The sequence below is a fragment of the Kribbella sp. NPDC051587 genome, assembly GCF_044453945.1.
In the GTDB taxonomy this organism is placed as follows: domain Bacteria; phylum Actinomycetota; class Actinomycetes; order Propionibacteriales; family Kribbellaceae; genus Kribbella.
This window is the reverse complement of sequence record NZ_JBITDE010000003.1, coordinates 474,592-489,441: the sequence shown is the minus strand read 5'-3', so window position 1 is coordinate 489,441 and position 14,850 is coordinate 474,592. Positions and strand designations below refer to the sequence as shown.

Annotated in this window: 13 protein-coding genes; 5 read left to right on the top strand and 8 right to left on the bottom strand. The window is 67.9% G+C overall.

The annotated features are described in order from the left end of the window. Positions 1 to 88: 88 nt before the first annotated feature. Positions 89 to 301, top strand: a complete 213-nt coding sequence (locus tag ACIA49_RS14495; protein WP_396377621.1) for a hypothetical protein — start codon at positions 89 to 91, stop codon at positions 299 to 301. On the opposite strand, the gene ACIA49_RS14490 is transcribed toward ACIA49_RS14495, so the two are convergent. Genes ACIA49_RS14490 through ACIA49_RS14470 form a run of 5 tightly spaced genes read right to left on the bottom strand, consistent with a single transcriptional unit; the run spans position 255 to position 5,740 of the window. Next, the gene (locus tag ACIA49_RS14490; protein ID WP_396377620.1) at positions 255 to 1,538 is read right to left on the bottom strand and encodes a hypothetical protein; all 1,284 of its coding nucleotides are present in this window, start codon (positions 1,536 to 1,538) and stop codon (positions 255 to 257) included. The genes ACIA49_RS14495 and ACIA49_RS14490 overlap by 47 nt on opposite strands. 9 nt (positions 1,539 to 1,547) lie before the next feature. Next, the gene (locus ACIA49_RS14485; RefSeq protein ID WP_396377619.1) at positions 1,548 to 2,324 is read right to left on the bottom strand and encodes a WecB/TagA/CpsF family glycosyltransferase; all 777 of its coding nucleotides are present in this window, start codon (positions 2,322 to 2,324) and stop codon (positions 1,548 to 1,550) included. Then, the gene (gene gmd, locus ACIA49_RS14480) at positions 2,321 to 3,322 is read right to left on the bottom strand and encodes a GDP-mannose 4,6-dehydratase (protein WP_396377618.1); all 1,002 of its coding nucleotides are present in this window, start codon (positions 3,320 to 3,322) and stop codon (positions 2,321 to 2,323) included. Before gmd ends, ACIA49_RS14485 begins: the two co-directional genes overlap by 4 nt. After that, positions 3,319 to 4,248, bottom strand: coding sequence for a GDP-L-fucose synthase family protein (locus ACIA49_RS14475; protein ID WP_396377617.1), 930 nt, complete (start codon positions 4,246 to 4,248; stop codon positions 3,319 to 3,321). Before ACIA49_RS14475 ends, gmd begins: the two co-directional genes overlap by 4 nt. 1 nt (position 4,249) lies before the next feature. Continuing rightward, positions 4,250 to 5,740, bottom strand: a complete 1,491-nt coding sequence (locus tag ACIA49_RS14470; RefSeq protein WP_396377616.1) for a sugar transferase — start codon at positions 5,738 to 5,740, stop codon at positions 4,250 to 4,252. 325 nt (positions 5,741 to 6,065) lie between these two features. Between ACIA49_RS14470 and ACIA49_RS14465 the strand changes: the two genes are divergently transcribed. The 4 genes from ACIA49_RS14465 to ACIA49_RS14450 are packed head-to-tail and all read left to right on the top strand — an operon-like array spanning position 6,066 to position 11,245. Further along, entirely contained in the window at positions 6,066 to 7,556 is a 1,491-nt protein-coding gene (locus ACIA49_RS14465; protein WP_396377615.1) for a pyridoxal phosphate-dependent decarboxylase family protein, read from the top strand. Continuing rightward, entirely contained in the window at positions 7,537 to 8,892 is a 1,356-nt protein-coding gene (locus ACIA49_RS14460) for a lysine N(6)-hydroxylase/L-ornithine N(5)-oxygenase family protein (RefSeq protein WP_396377614.1), read from the top strand. Before ACIA49_RS14465 ends, ACIA49_RS14460 begins: the two co-directional genes overlap by 20 nt. Continuing rightward, positions 8,889 to 9,464 (top strand): GNAT family N-acetyltransferase, encoded by a 576-nt coding sequence (locus ACIA49_RS14455; RefSeq protein ID WP_396377613.1) that lies wholly within the window; start codon positions 8,889 to 8,891, stop codon positions 9,462 to 9,464. The genes ACIA49_RS14460 and ACIA49_RS14455 overlap by 4 nt, the downstream gene beginning before the upstream one ends. Beyond that, complete coding sequence (locus ACIA49_RS14450; RefSeq protein WP_396377612.1) at positions 9,461 to 11,245, top strand: IucA/IucC family protein; 1,785 nt, start codon at positions 9,461 to 9,463, stop codon at positions 11,243 to 11,245. Before ACIA49_RS14455 ends, ACIA49_RS14450 begins: the two co-directional genes overlap by 4 nt. Here the strand turns inward: ACIA49_RS14450 and ACIA49_RS14445 are convergent. The 3 genes from ACIA49_RS14445 to ACIA49_RS14435 are packed head-to-tail and all read right to left on the bottom strand — an operon-like array spanning position 11,202 to position 14,850. Continuing rightward, on the bottom strand, positions 11,202 to 12,377 hold the full coding sequence (locus ACIA49_RS14445; RefSeq protein ID WP_396377611.1) for a glycosyltransferase family 4 protein: 1,176 nt from the start codon (positions 12,375 to 12,377) through the stop codon (positions 11,202 to 11,204). The genes ACIA49_RS14450 and ACIA49_RS14445 overlap by 44 nt on opposite strands. Further along, on the bottom strand, positions 12,374 to 13,669 hold the full coding sequence (locus ACIA49_RS14440; protein WP_396377610.1) for a hypothetical protein: 1,296 nt from the start codon (positions 13,667 to 13,669) through the stop codon (positions 12,374 to 12,376). Before ACIA49_RS14440 ends, ACIA49_RS14445 begins: the two co-directional genes overlap by 4 nt. Next, positions 13,666 to 14,850 (bottom strand): polysaccharide pyruvyl transferase family protein, encoded by a 1,185-nt coding sequence (locus ACIA49_RS14435; protein ID WP_396377609.1) that lies wholly within the window; start codon positions 14,848 to 14,850, stop codon positions 13,666 to 13,668. The genes ACIA49_RS14440 and ACIA49_RS14435 overlap by 4 nt, the downstream gene beginning before the upstream one ends.

Below are 14,850 nucleotides of genomic sequence, written 5' to 3'. Positions count from 1 at the left end.
ATGTGTCATACCGAGGGACTACTTTCGTCAGCGAAGTTGAGTCCGACGGCGGATGCCCCGCGGGCCACGGTCCGGCGATGCTGTGGGTATGACACGCAGCACGCGCCGAGCCCTCCAGCTGATCGGAACAGTCCTCGCCGGTACGGCGTTCCTGGCCGCGTTGCTGATCGGCCACCACCAGCCGGAGTCCCGGCTCTGGAAGACGGCCGCGTCGATCACGATCACCCTGGCCGCGCAGATCCGCGGCAAGGCCGTCACGCCGGATGCGGTCGCTGACCTGCTGCCCGGCGGTGGGCGGTAATCGCTCGGCGGGCCTGGGACCACCAGAGCAGCAGAGTGCAGAAGGATGCGCCGGCCAGCCCCCAGGCAGCGCCCTCGGGACCGCCCAGATAGGCGCCTCCGACGCCACAGACGATCAGGACGACCGAAGACACCAGCCGGACGCCCAGACCACGGGAGGCGGCCGCCAAGGCCCGCAGGATGGCGAAGGCACCCGCGTTCGAGGCACCGAGTGCCTGGAGCAGGATGACCGGAACCAGTACGGCGTGGGCCTGCGCCCAGACCCCGGGACCCAGCAGCTCCCGGCCGACGGCTGGTGGCAGCAGCAGGAAGACGGCACCCCACGCGAAGGCGCCGGCCCCGACACCGAGTGAGATGGCCAGACCGACCAGCCATAGCCGGCGGTAGGAGTGGGCCAGCGCTCGGGTCGCTTCGGGGACCGAGATCATCCGGATGCCCTGGTTGAGCACGTTCACCGGCCCGAGCAGGACCTGGGCGCCCCGGATTCCCGCGGTCGCGACCAGGCCGGCCGCGGCGGTGATCCCGAGCATGTAGACCTGGATCGTGCCGGAGACAGCGAGCAGCTCACCGACGTACTTCGGGGTCAGGTCCCAGTTCTGACGTACCCATTCCCGGATCAGCTGCCGGCGCGGAGCGAGGCCGGCCTGGAAACGTCCGGCCACCGCGGCGATCACCGCGCCGAGCCCCCAGGCCAACGTGAGCGAGAACGCGGAGGCAGCGCCGGTCAGGTAGAGCCCGCCGAAGATCGCGAGCATGGCCAGCAGCCAGATCAGGTCGTTCAGGAACGCCTTCTGTCCCTCACCGATCACGAAGAACGCCCAGCGCCAGGCATCCTGTAGCAGGAGGCCAGGCATCGTGACCGCGAAGGCGATCAGGACGCCCTTGGAGGGCACCCCCGGGAACAGAGCGATCGCCAGCGCGACCACGAGGCCGAGGAACCCGATCAGGACCGCGGTCGCCGTACTGGCTCGCACCGCACGTTCCCACGCTGGGGTGCGGTCACCGGAGTGGCGGACCGACAGGGGCTCGGTGGCGACCGCCCGGGAGACGTTGAGCGCGATCGTGTAGCCGCCGAAGGCCAGTGCGTAGACACCGAAGTCGGCGACCGAGCTCGAGCGTGCGACGACCAGACCGACCGCCAGATTGCTCAGGCTGGACAGCGCCTGATCGGCCAACCCCCACCCGGCGCGACCGGCGGGTCCGGCGAGTCGACTGAGCTTCGGCCGCCGGATCCTCACCCGTGCACGTTACACAGCACGCGGCGGGCGGCGCAGGATGCCGAACACGAAACGCGGGATGCCGATCAGATAGCGCTTCCAGAGCCGCCGCGGCTCCTTGTACAACCGATAGCTCCACTCCAGCCCGGCACGCTGCATCCACAGCGGTGCCCGGTCCAGACGGCCGGTGTGGAAGTCGAAGGCAGCCCCGACACCGATGAGGATCGCCGCGTTCAGCTGCTCGCGGTGCTGAGCCATCCAGCGCTCCTGCTTCGGAGCACCGAGTCCGACCCAGATGATGTCCGGCTGCGCCGAGTTCATCCGGTCCACCGTCTCGGCCTCCTCGGCCTCGGTCAGCGCCCGGTACGGCGGGCACTCGACCCCCATCACCTTGAGCGCCGGGTGCTGTTCCTGGAACGTCATCCGCAGCTCGTCGGCGACGCCCTCCGCGCCGCCGTAGAAGTACTGCGTCCAGCCACGATCCGCAGCCTCGGACATCACCCGCTCCAGCAGGTCCGGCCCGGCCACCCGATCCATCTGCTCGAAGCCGGCCTTCTTGCCGGCCCAGACCAACGGCATCCCGTCCGGTACGACGAGCCCGGCCGTGTTGTAGACCGCCGTCAGCCGCTCATCCGCCCGCGCGTGTAGCAGCGCGTTCATGTCGGTGACGCAGACCAGCTGCCGTTCGCCGTTGTCGATCCAGCGCTCGAACGTCGCGACCGTGTCGTCGAGATTCGTCACGCTGACATGGATGCCGAGTACGTCGACCCGATCCGCTGCGGTCGCGGGGGCTTCCAGGTCGGTCATCGGTCGTCCTCCGGGGTCAGCAGGGCCAGATCCGCGTCGACCATGATGCGGACCAGCTCGGGTACGTGGGTCTGGGCCTTCCAGCCCAGTTCGGTGTTGGCCTTGGACGCGTCGCCGATCAGCGAGTCGACCTCGGTCGGCCGTTCGTAGCGGGAGTCGTGATCGACGTACTCTTCCCAGTCCAGCCCGACGTGGTCGAAGGCCAAGGAGACGAAGTCTCGCACCGAGTACGACGTACCGGTCGCGATCACGTAGTCGTCGGGAGTGTCGGCCTGCAGCATCCGCCACATGCCCTCGACGTACTCCGGGGCGTAGCCCCAGTCCCGGCAGGCCGACAGGTTGCCCAGGTACAGGCGGTCCTGCTTGCCGAGCTTGATCGCGGCCACCGCCCGGGTGATCTTGCGCGTCACGAACGTCTCACCGCGCCGCGGCGACTCGTGGTTGAACAGGATCCCGTTCACCGCGAACATCTCGTAGGCCTCGCGGTAGTTCCGCGTCATCCAGTACCCGTACAGCTTCGCCGCCCCGTACGGCGAGCGCGGGTAGAACGGGGTCGACTCGTTCTGCGGCGGTGGCGTCGCACCGAACATCTCCGACGACGACGCCTGGTAGAACCGGCAGTCCAGCCCGATCATCCGGATCGCCTCGAGCAGCCGCGTCGTCCCCATCCCGGTCGTGTCACCGGTGTACTCGGGCTCGTCGAACGACACCCGCACATGCGACTGCGCCGCCAGGTGGTACACCTCGACCGGCCGGATCGAGGCCAGCAGCGTCACCAGCCGTGACCCGTCGGTCAGATCCCCGTAGTGCAGGAACAGCCGCTGATCGCTCTGGTGCGGGTCCTCGTACAGGTGGTCGATCCGCTTGGTGTTGAACGTCGACGCCCGCCGGATCAGGCCGTGCACCTCGTAGCCCTTGGCCAGCAAAAGCTCAGCGAGATACGACCCGTCCTGCCCCGTGATCCCAGTGATGAAAGCCTTTTTCGGTGTCTGTGTCACGCAGAGTGCTCCAAGTACCAGGCGTAGGTGGCGGCCACTCCGTCGGAGAGGTCGATGGTCGGCTTCCACCCCGACGCCCGCAACCGGCTCACATCGAGCAGCTTGCGCGGCGTCCCGTCCGGCTTGGACAAGTCGTTGCTGATGGCCCCTTCGTACCCGACGACCCGGGCAACCAGAGCGGCCAGCTCCTGGATCGTGACGTCTTCACCGACGCCGACGTTGATCGGCTCCGGCTCGTCGTAGTGCTCCAGCAGATGCAGGCACGCATCCGCCAGGTCGTCCACGTGCAGGAACTCCCGGCGCGGAGTCCCTGTCCCCCACAACACCACCTCCGACGCACCCGCGGCCTTGGCGTCGTGGAACCGGCGGATCAACGCCGGCAACACATGCGACGAGGTCAGGTCGAAGTTGTCGTTCGGCCCGTACAGATTCGTCGGCATCGCCGAGATCCACCGCAGGCCGTACTGCCGCCGGACCGCCTGCACCTGCATGATGCCGGCGATCTTCGCGATCGCGTACGCGTCATTGGTCGGTTCCAGCTCACCGGTCAGCAGACTCGACTCACGAATCGGCTGCTCGGCGTACTTCGGGTAGATGCACGACGACCCGAGGAACAGCAACCGCGGCGTTCGTACGTCGAGCGCCGCGTCCATCAGGTTGACCTGGATCCGCAGGTTGTCACTCAGGAACTCGGTCGGGTGATCCCGATTCGCGAGGATCCCACCCACCCGAGCGGCGGCATCGATCACCACGTCTGGCTTGTGCTCGGCGAAGAAAGCGAACGTCGCGTCGCGATCCCGCAGGTCCAGCTCGGACGACGAGGCACCGATCAGCCGGGTGAACCCGGCCGCATCCAGCCGCCGCCAGATGGCCGAGCCGACGAGGCCGCGATGGCCTGCCACATAGACGGTCGCGTCTTTATCCATCTCAGTACGCTCCCGCGCCGTAGATCACCGCACGCACGGTCTTCCAGAGAACCAGCAGATCAAGGGTCATCGACCAGTTGTCGACGTAGCGCAGGTCCAGCCGGACCGACTCGTCCCAGGACAGGTCGCTGCGGCCGCTGACCTGCCACAGGCCGGTGATGCCGGGCTTGACCAGCATCCGGCGGGAGTCGTCGGCGGCGTACAGGGCGACCTCCTCGGACAGCGGCGGGCGCGGGCCGACCATCGACATCTCACCGCGGACGACGTTGAACAGCTGCGGCAGCTCGTCGAGCGAGAAGCGCCGGATCCAGCGACCGAGCGGGGTCATCCGGGGATCGTCGCGCATCTTGAAGATCACGCCGTTGCCGTCGCTCAGCGCGTAGAGGTCGCCGAGCCGCTGCTCCGCGTCGGAGTACATGCTGCGGAACTTGAGCATCGTGAACTCGGCACCGGCCCGGCCGACGCGCTGCTGCCGGAACAGCACCGGCCCAGGGCTGGACAGCCGAACGGCGAGGGCCAGGCCGATCAGCAGCGGCGCCAGCAGGATGATCATGCCGAGCGCGACGACGCGGTCGAAGACGGCCTTGATCAGGTGCGGTCCACCGCTGACCGACGGCCGCTCCAGATGCAGCAGCGACAGGCCGGCGACCGGCCGGACCGAGATCCGCGGACCGGCCACCTCGATGATGCCCGGCGAGACGATGAGCTCGATGCCACGCTGCTCCAACGCCCAGGACAGCCGGCGCAGCGAGTGCCCGACCAACTCCGGATCAGTGGAGATGGCAACGACGTCGACAGCGTGCCGGTCGGCGGCGGCCACGATGTCCGCCTCGTCCAGTTCGTCAGCCTGCAAAGGCCCTTCGGCGTCCTTCTCGTCGCGCGGCCGGCAGGTCGCCACGACCCGGAAGCCGTCGGTCGGGCGACTCTCGAGGTGCTCACACAAGGTTGCGGCCGGGCCACTGTGCCCGACCACAAGAACCCGATGCATGCAACGACCTCGAACGCGGTGCCGGTGTAAGTCCTTGCGGAGCGCGTACCGCAGGAACAGCGCGGCCGCACACATCACCGGAATCGCCAGTACGACGAAGCCGCGCGCGATCTCAGTCTTGGTCACGTACGACGCCATCGCCACGGCCGCGGTGAGACCGACCCCGGACCGCAGCAGCGAACGGAACTCGTCCGGCCCGGTTCCGAAGTACCGGGGGTCGTAGCCCTTGGACAAGGCGACCGCGGCGACCCACGCCAGCGGCAGCAACGCACTGACGATCAGGTAGCCACTGCCGACGCCGGAACCGAACCGGGCCAGCAGGGCGACGAAGACACCGAGCATCGCGGCCAGGAAGTCACCACCGACGGCGGCCCACCGGTACACCCCGACCCAGCGGGGTTCGGTCGAGCGCGACGACCGCGGAACGATCGCGGGGACCTCGTGCGGAACGACCCAGAACGGACGACGGCCGTCGACCGCGTCCGGCGCCTCAGCTCCGCTCACTCCGCTTCCTCGTGTCTGCGCGTCATACCTGTCAAACGGTGATCACCGCACTAAGTGACGGTGAAATCCTGGTTTCCTCACTCCCAAAATTCACTCGCTCGTTGACGGCGAGTCACGGCAGGTTACTACGGGCCGCGAGGTAGGGCGACCATCGACGCGGAACCGTTGCAGAGAACTTGCACAGCACGATCGGGCCGCCGCGCGGGCCGGGCCGCGGGACCGCCGGGGACGTGAGCCAGCCAACATTGGATGGACGCATTGAGTAAGGGAAGCCTAACCTAATCATCGCTCAGGCCCCTGCTCTCCCTCAGGAGGAAAAAGAGCGATGACCGCAACCTCTGCGGATCCCCGTCAGCTCTCCCTTACGACCCATCTGCTCAACGAGCAGAACGCCCAGCGCTACCGCGAACTCGTCGGTGCCGCGGTCGAGGTCGTCGCCGCCCGGATCGGAACCAACGACAGACCCTTCACCGGTACGACGCCGCAGCAGCTGGCCAAGGAGATCGACGCGATCGACCTGGATGCCCCGCTCGGCGACACCTCGGCCGCCCTGGACGAACTGGGCGAGGTGTACCTGCGCGACGCGGTCTACTTCGACCACCCGCGCTACCTCGCGCATCTGAACTGCCCGATCGTCATCCCGGCGCTCGTCGGGGAGACCGTGCTGTCCGCGATCAACTCCTCGATGGACACCTGGGACCAGAGCGCGGGCGGCACGCTGATCGAGCGCCGGCTCGTCGACTGGACCGCCGCCCGGATCGGGTTCGGCCCGTCGGCCGACGGCGTCTTCACCAGCGGCGGTACCCAGTCGAACCTGCAGGCGATGCTGCTCGCCCGGCAACACGTGCAGGAGGAGACCGGAGCAGAGCTGTCGCGGCTGCGGATTCTCGCCTCCTCCTGCGGGCACTTCAGCGTGACCAAGGCCGCGACGATGCTCGGCCTGGGTGCGGACGCCGTCATCGAGGTCGCCTGTGATGCGGACAAGCGGATGTCGCCGGTCGCGCTGCAGGAGGCGATCGACGGCTGCCGCGCTCGCGGCGAGGTGGTGATGGCAGTCGTCGCCACCGCCGGTACGACGGACTTCGGCAGCATCGACCCGCTCCCACGGATCGGACTGATCTGCGCGGAGGCGGGCGTCTGGATGCACGTCGATGCGGCCTACGGCTGCGGTCTGCTGGTCTCGCGTCGGCGGCATCTGCTCGCCGGGATCGAGGCCGCCGACTCGGTGACCGTCGACTACCACAAGTCGTTCTTCCAGCCGGTCTCCGCGAGCGCGCTGATCGTGCGCGAGGCCGACGTACTGCGTCATGTCACCTACCACGCGGATTACCTCAACCCGGCGCACACCCGGGCCGAGCAGATCCCGAACCAGGTGGACAAGAGCATCCAGACCACGCGTCGCTTCGACGCCCTGAAGCTGTGGCTGACGCTGCGGACGATGGGCGCCGACGCGATCGGTCAGCTCTTCGACGAGGTGATCGACCGAGCCGCCGATGCCTGGACGCTCCTCGACGCCGACCGCCGGTACGAGGTGCTGGTGCGGCCTCGGCTGAGCACGCTCGTGTTCCGCTACCTGCCGGCCGCCGGTGGTAACACGGATGCCGAGATCGACCTGGCCAACCGGCACGCCCGCAAGGCGCTGGCCGCGTCCGGCGAGGCGGTGGTGGCCGGCACGGTCGTCGACGGCCGGCACTACCTGAAGTTCACCCTGCTGAATCCCGCGACCACGCTCGACGACATCGCCGATGTCCTCGACCTGATCGCCGGGCACGCCCGCGACTACCTCGGAGAGAACCTTGTCCCTGCAGCCTGCTGAGACCGAGGTCGACGTCATGCGCCCCGAGATCCTCGACTTCGTCGGGATCGGGGTCGGCCCGTTCAACCTCGGTCTGGCCTGCCTCACGGCGCCGATCGAGGACCTGTCCGGAGTCTTCCTCGAACGCAAACCCGGCATCGACTGGCACCCCGGCATGATGCTGGAGTCCGCCACCCTGCAGACGCCGTTCCTGGCCGACCTGGTCAGCCTGGCCGATCCGACCTCGCCGCTGTCCTTCCTGGCCTACCTCAAGGAGTCCGGCCGGCTGTACTCGTTCTACATCCGGGAGAAGTTCTTCCCGCTGCGCAGCGAGTACGTCGACTACTGCCAATGGGCAGCCTCCAAGCTCGACACGATCCGGTTCGGCCAGGAGGTCGTCTCGGTCGAGTACGTCGACGACGTCTATCACGTGCAGGCGCGGGCGATCGGCAGTGGCGAGATCACGACGTACCGGGGCCGGCGGTTGGTGCTCGGGACCGGCACTCCCCCGTTCATCCCCGAGGCGTGCCGCGAACTGCCCGGCGAGATCGCGCACTCCAGCGCGTATCTGCCGCGCAAGGCCGCGTTGCAGACCAAGGAACGGATCACTGTCCTCGGTAGCGGCCAGAGCGCGGCCGAGATCTACTATGACCTGCTGAGCGAGATCGATACCTACGGCTACGAGCTGACCTGGATCACGCGGTCGCCGCGGTTCTTCCCGCTGGAGTACACGAAGCTCACGCTGGAGATGACGTCGCCGGAGTACACCGACTACTTCCACGCGCTGCCGGCCGGCACCCGCGACAGGCTGAACAAGTCGCAGAAGAATCTGTACAAGGGCATCAACGCCGACCTGATCGACGACATCTTCGATCTGCTCTACCAGAAGAACCTCGCCGGTCCCTGCCGCACGCGACTGCTCACCTGCACCGCATTGACCGGTGCCGAGTACGACGCAGCTACCGACACATTCACGCTCGACCTGCACCAGGAAGAGCAGGACGCGGAGTTCAGCCTGCGTTCCAACGCACTCGTGCTGGCCACCGGCTACTCACAGCATGTGCCCACCTTCCTCGACCCGATCCGTGAGCACCTCGACTTCGACGACGCCGGTCGCTTCGCCGTACGGCGGGACTACCGGATCGACCGGTCAGGCGGCGCGATCTACGTGCAGAACGCGGAGCTGCACACCCACGGCTTCGTCGCCCCCGACCTCGGAATGGCGGCGTACCGGAACTCCTGGATCATCCGCGATCTGCTCGGGCGCGAGTACTACCCGATCGAGCGGTCGATCGCCTTCCAGGAGTTCGGCGCACCGGTCGCCGACCGAGCGCCGCTGGCGTCGGTGCGGTCATGACGGCGCGCACCGACGACATCGTCTTCCGGTACGACGACCCGGTGCTGGGTGAGTTCGCCCTGCGCCCGGTCGACCCGGTCGGCGACAACGAGCTGCTCTATCACTGGGTGACCGACCCGAAGGCGTCGTACTGGATGATGCAGGACGCGAGCCGGGACGACGTACTGAAGGAGTCGCAGTCGATCGCGGCGCATCCGACGCACCAGGCGTTCCTCGGGCTGCGCAACGGCACGCCCGACTTCCTGGTCGAGCGGTACGACCCGCACGGCGAGCTCGGGGCGCACTACGCGCACCAGCCTGGTGATGTCGGCATGCACTTCCTGACCGCGCCGACGACTCGACCGGTACACGGCTTCACCCGCGCGGTGATCACCACGGTGATGGAGTCGCTGTTCGCCGATCCGTCGGTACGGCGGGTTGTGGTCGAGCCCGATGTCCGCAACACCGCTGTCCACGCGCTGAACGCCGCGGTCGGCTTCGAGGTCGTCGGCGAGGTCGTCCTTCCCGTCAAGACAGCCCTGCTGTCCGTCTGTACGCGCGATCAGTATCTGACCAAGCGAGGAGCAGCATGAGCACCACAGACCACCTCACCCCCGAGCATTGGGACCACGCCAACCGGCTGCTCGTCCGCAAGGCACTCGCCGAGTTCAGCCACGAGCGGCTGCTGACTCCGGCTTCCAGCAGGCCGGGGCAGTACGTCGTAGCTAGCGACGACGGCCAGACCTCGTACGGCTTCGCGGCGGAGGTTCTTCAGCTGAACCACTGGGCGGTCGACGCCGACAGCATCACCCGCACTCGCGACGGCAAGGCACTGCCGCTCGACATGCTCGACTTCGTGATCGAGCTGCGCGAGACCCTCGGCCTCAGCGCGCAGATCCTGCCGACGTACCTGGAAGAGATCACCAGCACGCTGGCCAGTACGGCGTTCAAACTCGCCGGACCGCGGACGTCGGCTGCCGAGCTGGCCGGCGCGGACTTCCAGGCCGTCGAACGCGGGATGACCGAGGGGCATCCCTGTTTCGTGGCCAACAACGGGCGGATCGGCTTCAGCATCGACGAGTACCGCGCCTATGCACCGGAGGCGGGCGCACCCGTGCGGCTGATCTGGCTGGCCGCCCGGCGAGAGCTGGCGACGTTCTCCAGCTGCGCCGACCTCGACTACGACACGCTTCTCTCCGAAGAGCTCGGCCCGGAGACTCTGGCCCGGTTCAAGGGAACACTGGCTGAGCGGGGACTCGACCTGGCGGACTTCCTGCTGATCCCGGTGCACCCGTGGCAGTGGGCGAACCGGCTCGCGGTGACGTTCGCCGGAGAGCTTGCCAAGCGCAACCTTGTCCTGCTCGGTGAGAGCGCCGACGACTACCAGGCCCAGCAGTCGATCCGTACCTTCTTCAACACGTCCGCGCCGCACCGCCGCTACGTGAAGACCGCGATGTCCGTACTGAACATGGGCTTCCTGCGCGGGTTGTCGTCGGAGTACATGCGGGACACGCCTGCCATCAACGACTGGGTCGCGGACCTGGTCGCGGGTGATGAGGTTCTGGGGCGGACGAAGGTCTCTGTACTGCGTGAGCAGGCCGCGATCGGGTATCACCACGAGCAATATCTCGCGGCCTGCGCCAAGGGGTCGCCGTACCTGAAGATGCTGGCTGCGCTCTGGCGGGAGAGCCCGATCCCGCAGCTGCAGCCGGGTGAGCGGCTGGCGACCATGGCGTCGCTGCTGCACGTGGATCGGGACGGTGCCTCGTTCGTTGGCGCGCTGATCACCAAGTCGGGGCTGCCTGCGAACGAGTGGCTGCGTCAGTACCTCGATGCGTATCTGGTCCCGTTGCTGCAGTGCTACTACGGTCACGACCTCGTCTTCATGCCGCACGGCGAGAACGTCATCCTGGTGCTGGACGAGACAGGCGCCGTACAGCGGGTGATTTTGAAGGATATCGGCGAAGAGGTGGCGGTCCTGAACACCGCGGCCAAGCTGCCGCCGGGTGTCGATCGCATTCAGGCCGAGGTTCCGCAGGAGATGCGGGTGCTCTCGATCTTCACCGATGTCGTGGACTGCTTCTTCCGTTTCCTGTCGGCGACCCTGCACACCGAGGGCCTGCTGTCACAGGACGAGTTCTTCGCGACCGTCGCCGCCTGCATCCGCGACTACCAGGAGTCGGCACCCGAGCTCGCCGACCGCTTCGCTGCGGACGACTTGTTCGCCGAAGAGTTCGAGCTCTCCTGCCTGAACCGGCTGCAGCTGCGCAACAACCAGCAGATGCTCGACCTTCAGGACCCCGCCGGCGCACTCCAATTCGCCGGGAACCTCACGAACCCGATCGCTCGCTTCGCGCCGGCGCGGTCGTACTGAGGTCGGTCTCCTGCAAGAAGGTGTGCAGCCGGCGGCCGACCACCTCGGCGGCGAAGTCGTGCTCGAAGCGGGTGCGGGCCGCGGCTGCCATCCGGGACCTGGTGCCAGGATCCTCCATGAACCCGATCAGGACATCCGCGCCCGCGGCCGCGTCGTCGAGGGGCCAGAAGAGTCCCTCGACGCCCGGCTGCACGACGTCCGGGATGCCGCCGACGGGAGCCGTCAGGACCGGAAGGCCTTCGGCCATCGCCTCGACGAGCACGATGCCGAAGCTCTCCATCGTGGCGGTGTGGCAGTAGACCTGATGCTGCCGCAGGATCGGCCGTGGGTCGGGCTGGTAGCCGAGGAAACGGACCAGATCGGCGATGCCGAGGTCGGCCGCCTGCTTCTGCAACGCACCGCGCTCGGGACCGTCGCCCACGAGCGACAGCGTGTAGCGGTGTCCACGTGCGGCGGCCGCACCGAGAATTCGGAGCAGCTGCGCTTGGTTCTTGCGTGGCTCGAGGCCACCAACGCTGACCAGGTCCGCAACGACGGTCGCGTCGGCCGACTGCGTGCTGTCCGGCACGGGATTGGGAATGACCGCGTTCGGCACCTTCCGCAGTGCCGGGATCCGCTCCTCGAGCTGTGACTTGTTGAAGCCGGAGACGTAGACGATCCCGTCCAGCCGGCTCAGTACGTCGGCCTCGTGGTCGCGGATCGCCCGGAACAGCGCGCCGTCCCGCGGGATCTCCCCCTTGTCGGCCCACTCGTCGGCCTGGGAGATGTTCAGGTGAGCGACCATCACCACCGGCTGGGTGGTGCGGACGCGCAGCGCGACCCCGGCGCTGATCGGGCACTGCGCGTAGATCACCGCATCCGGCCGCGAGGCCAGGTGCCGGCGCAAGGCTGCTTCGAGGTAGTGCGCGTGCCAGTACTCGTGCCAGCGAATCGCCGCCGGTCGGCTGAGCTTCCGAACGCCGATCCGGGCCGCGAAGATCGGCAGTACGAACGGGGACCGCGCCGAGAACGGGCTGATCACACTGACCGGCTCGTGCTGGTCCTGCAGATAGGTGTCGAAGGTGCGGACGTGGCTCTGTAGACCGGACGGTCCCTCGAGCCGCATCAGCGTCGCGATGACCACCTCACTCATGCCGGCGCTCCCTCAGGCTCGAGGTTCGCTGCCGCGAAGTGTGCGTGCTGCGCCTTCAGCAACCGGCTCCACCAGATGATCCCGCCGAGGATCGAGGAGATCGCCGTACCCCACACTGCTCCCTGAGCGCCCCACAGCACGGCACCGGCGGTCGCCATACCGACGAACAATGTGGTCACCACGATCTGGCACTGCATTGTCAGGTCGGCGCGGCCCAGTGCACGCAGGGCTGCGGACGGACCCACTTGAGTGCAGCCCGCCGCGCAACTGATGACGACGCCCAGCACCAGACCACGGGCCTCGGTCCAAACATCGCCGAGTACCAGCCGTCCGATCCCCAGCGGGAACGTCACGATCACGGTCACTCCCCACGCCAGGGCGACCGTCGCCAGCCCCGCGCTCAGGACAGCGCCGAGGCGCAGCAGGGCTCGCTGCCCACGGATCAGCGCCCGGGCCGCCTCCGGAACGGCTACCTGGCCGACACCCATCAGCAGCGCGGCCACCGGACCGATCACCATCTCCGCACCACGGATCGCACCGGCCGCCGCCAGGCCGCCGGTCGCAGCGACGACGAGCGCGCGAATCTGACCACCGGCACCCAGTACGACGTTCTCCACCAGGAACCGTGCACCCAGGTCACGGTGCTTGCGCAGCCAGCCGATCGCGAGCGCCGGCCGCGGCATGACCCGTGCCTGCCAGATCCCGAACAGTCCCGCGATCCACGCCGTACCGCCGAACACGAGCAGGGCAAAGGTGATGCCGCGCAGGTGCGCGGCGTAGCCGGCCGCGAGGACGGCGACCATCAGCACGCTCCACACGGTGTCGTTGAGGAACGTCTTCGCGCCCTCGCCCGCGGCGAAGAACGCGGATCGCCAGCTGTCCTGCAACATCAACCCCGGCAGAACGATGCCCAGGGCAACGAACGCGGCACCGGCCTCCGAGCCAGGAGTGAGGTGCTTGAGCACGAGCCCCAGCACGACACAGATCGCACCGGTGACCGCGCCGACCATCAACGCCACACCACCGGCGGCAGAGACGGCATCGCGCCAGTTCTCCTTGCCCGCGGCACTGAAGCGAACCATCACCGCGTCCGTGGACAACGCGCGCGAGCAGTTCAGCGCGATGGCGTAGGCGACGAACGCCAGGCCGAGCGCGCCGAGGCTCGCGGCGCCCATCAGGCGGGCGACGAAGACGCCGAGCAGGAAGTTGCCGAGGCTCGACACCGCCTGATCGGCGATCCCCCAGCTCAGCCGGCCAAGGACTTGCCGCCGTACGACGTTGACGCGGCTCACGAGCTTCCTCCGAACAGTACGGCGTTCAGTTCGGCGAACTGTTCGTCCAGCCGCTCACGAATCACCTGCAGGCGTTGGTCGATGGTGCGGACCACCTGACCGCGCTCACCCTGCAAGGCCACGAACTGCGTGTAGAGGCGGTCGGCGTCGAGCTCGCGGATGTCCTGGAACCACTCCTCGACGCCCAACTGCTCCATCAGCGCCAAGTGCTTGCGGCCGTAGCCGATCGCGATGGTGGGCTTGCCGAGCTTCAGCCCGAACAGCACGGTGTGGAAGCGGGTGCCGACGACGGTGTCGACCGTGCCGAGCTGGTTCATCAGCTCGTCGGCGGACGTGAACGACTCGTACACCACGCGCGCGGACTGGACCCGGGAGAGTACGTCGAGGGCGACGGCCTCGTCGGCCTCGTCGCCGATCAGCAGCCGGACGCTCCGCCCGTCCGCGAGGAGACGCTCGACGAACCGCGTCATCTCGACCGTGTAGGACTCCTGGATGCGCTCGGCATCGGCCCGGTCCTCCGTGCCTCCGGAGTAGGCCATCACGCCGACACCGATGGCGTCGCCCGTCGGCACCGGTGGCGACGACAGGGCGAAGACGAGGTCCGGGAAGACGTGATCGGACGGTCCGGCCATCCGCATCTGCTGCGCGGCGCCGAGCGACTGCTCGTCACGGAACGACCGGTAGTACGCCAGCTTGGCGGACTTGGCCAGCAACCACCCGGTGGCGCGTTGCCGGACCACGTTCGCTCCCACGCTGACGAATGCGACCTTGACCCCGAAAGCCTTGCCTGCAAGGGACATCACGAACTGGCCCCAGGGCAGCTCCCACGGTCGCTGCGGCAGGGTCGACTCCAGTACGCCCATCCCCGGCACGATCACGACGTCATGACGCCGTACCCAGGTGGCGATCTGCCAGGTGTCGATCAGCGAACCCAGGACGAGTCGCGCCAGCGTCAGCGCCAGGCGGACCGGCTTCGGGCCGGTGACAGGTCCTGAGCCGTCCAGCCAACCCAACTGCGCCGCCGGTACGCCGTACCGTTCGGTGACTCGCTCCGGTCCCGAGCAGAGGCTGTCGAGCTCCGCGTCCGGTCGCTCGGCTTTCAAGTAGGCCAGGACGGCTTCGAGGGTGGCGTCGTTGCCGATGTTCCCCGAGCCGAGGCGGCCGAACAGTCCGATCCGCAC

Coding starts and splice junctions, on each gene's coding strand:
- ACIA49_RS14495 (WP_396377621.1), top strand. CDS start 89: ATGACACGCAGCACGCGCCGAGCCCTCCAGCTGATCGGAACAGTCCTC.
- ACIA49_RS14485 (WP_396377619.1), bottom strand. CDS start 2,324: ATGACCGACCTGGAAGCCCCCGCGACCGCAGCGGATCGGGTCGACGTA.
- ACIA49_RS14475 (WP_396377617.1), bottom strand. CDS start 4,248: ATGGATAAAGACGCGACCGTCTATGTGGCAGGCCATCGCGGCCTCGTC.
- ACIA49_RS14465 (WP_396377615.1), top strand. CDS start 6,066: ATGACCGCAACCTCTGCGGATCCCCGTCAGCTCTCCCTTACGACCCAT.
- ACIA49_RS14455 (WP_396377613.1), top strand. CDS start 8,889: ATGACGGCGCGCACCGACGACATCGTCTTCCGGTACGACGACCCGGTG.
- ACIA49_RS14450 (WP_396377612.1), top strand. CDS start 9,461: ATGAGCACCACAGACCACCTCACCCCCGAGCATTGGGACCACGCCAAC.
- ACIA49_RS14445 (WP_396377611.1), bottom strand. CDS start 12,377: ATGAGTGAGGTGGTCATCGCGACGCTGATGCGGCTCGAGGGACCGTCC.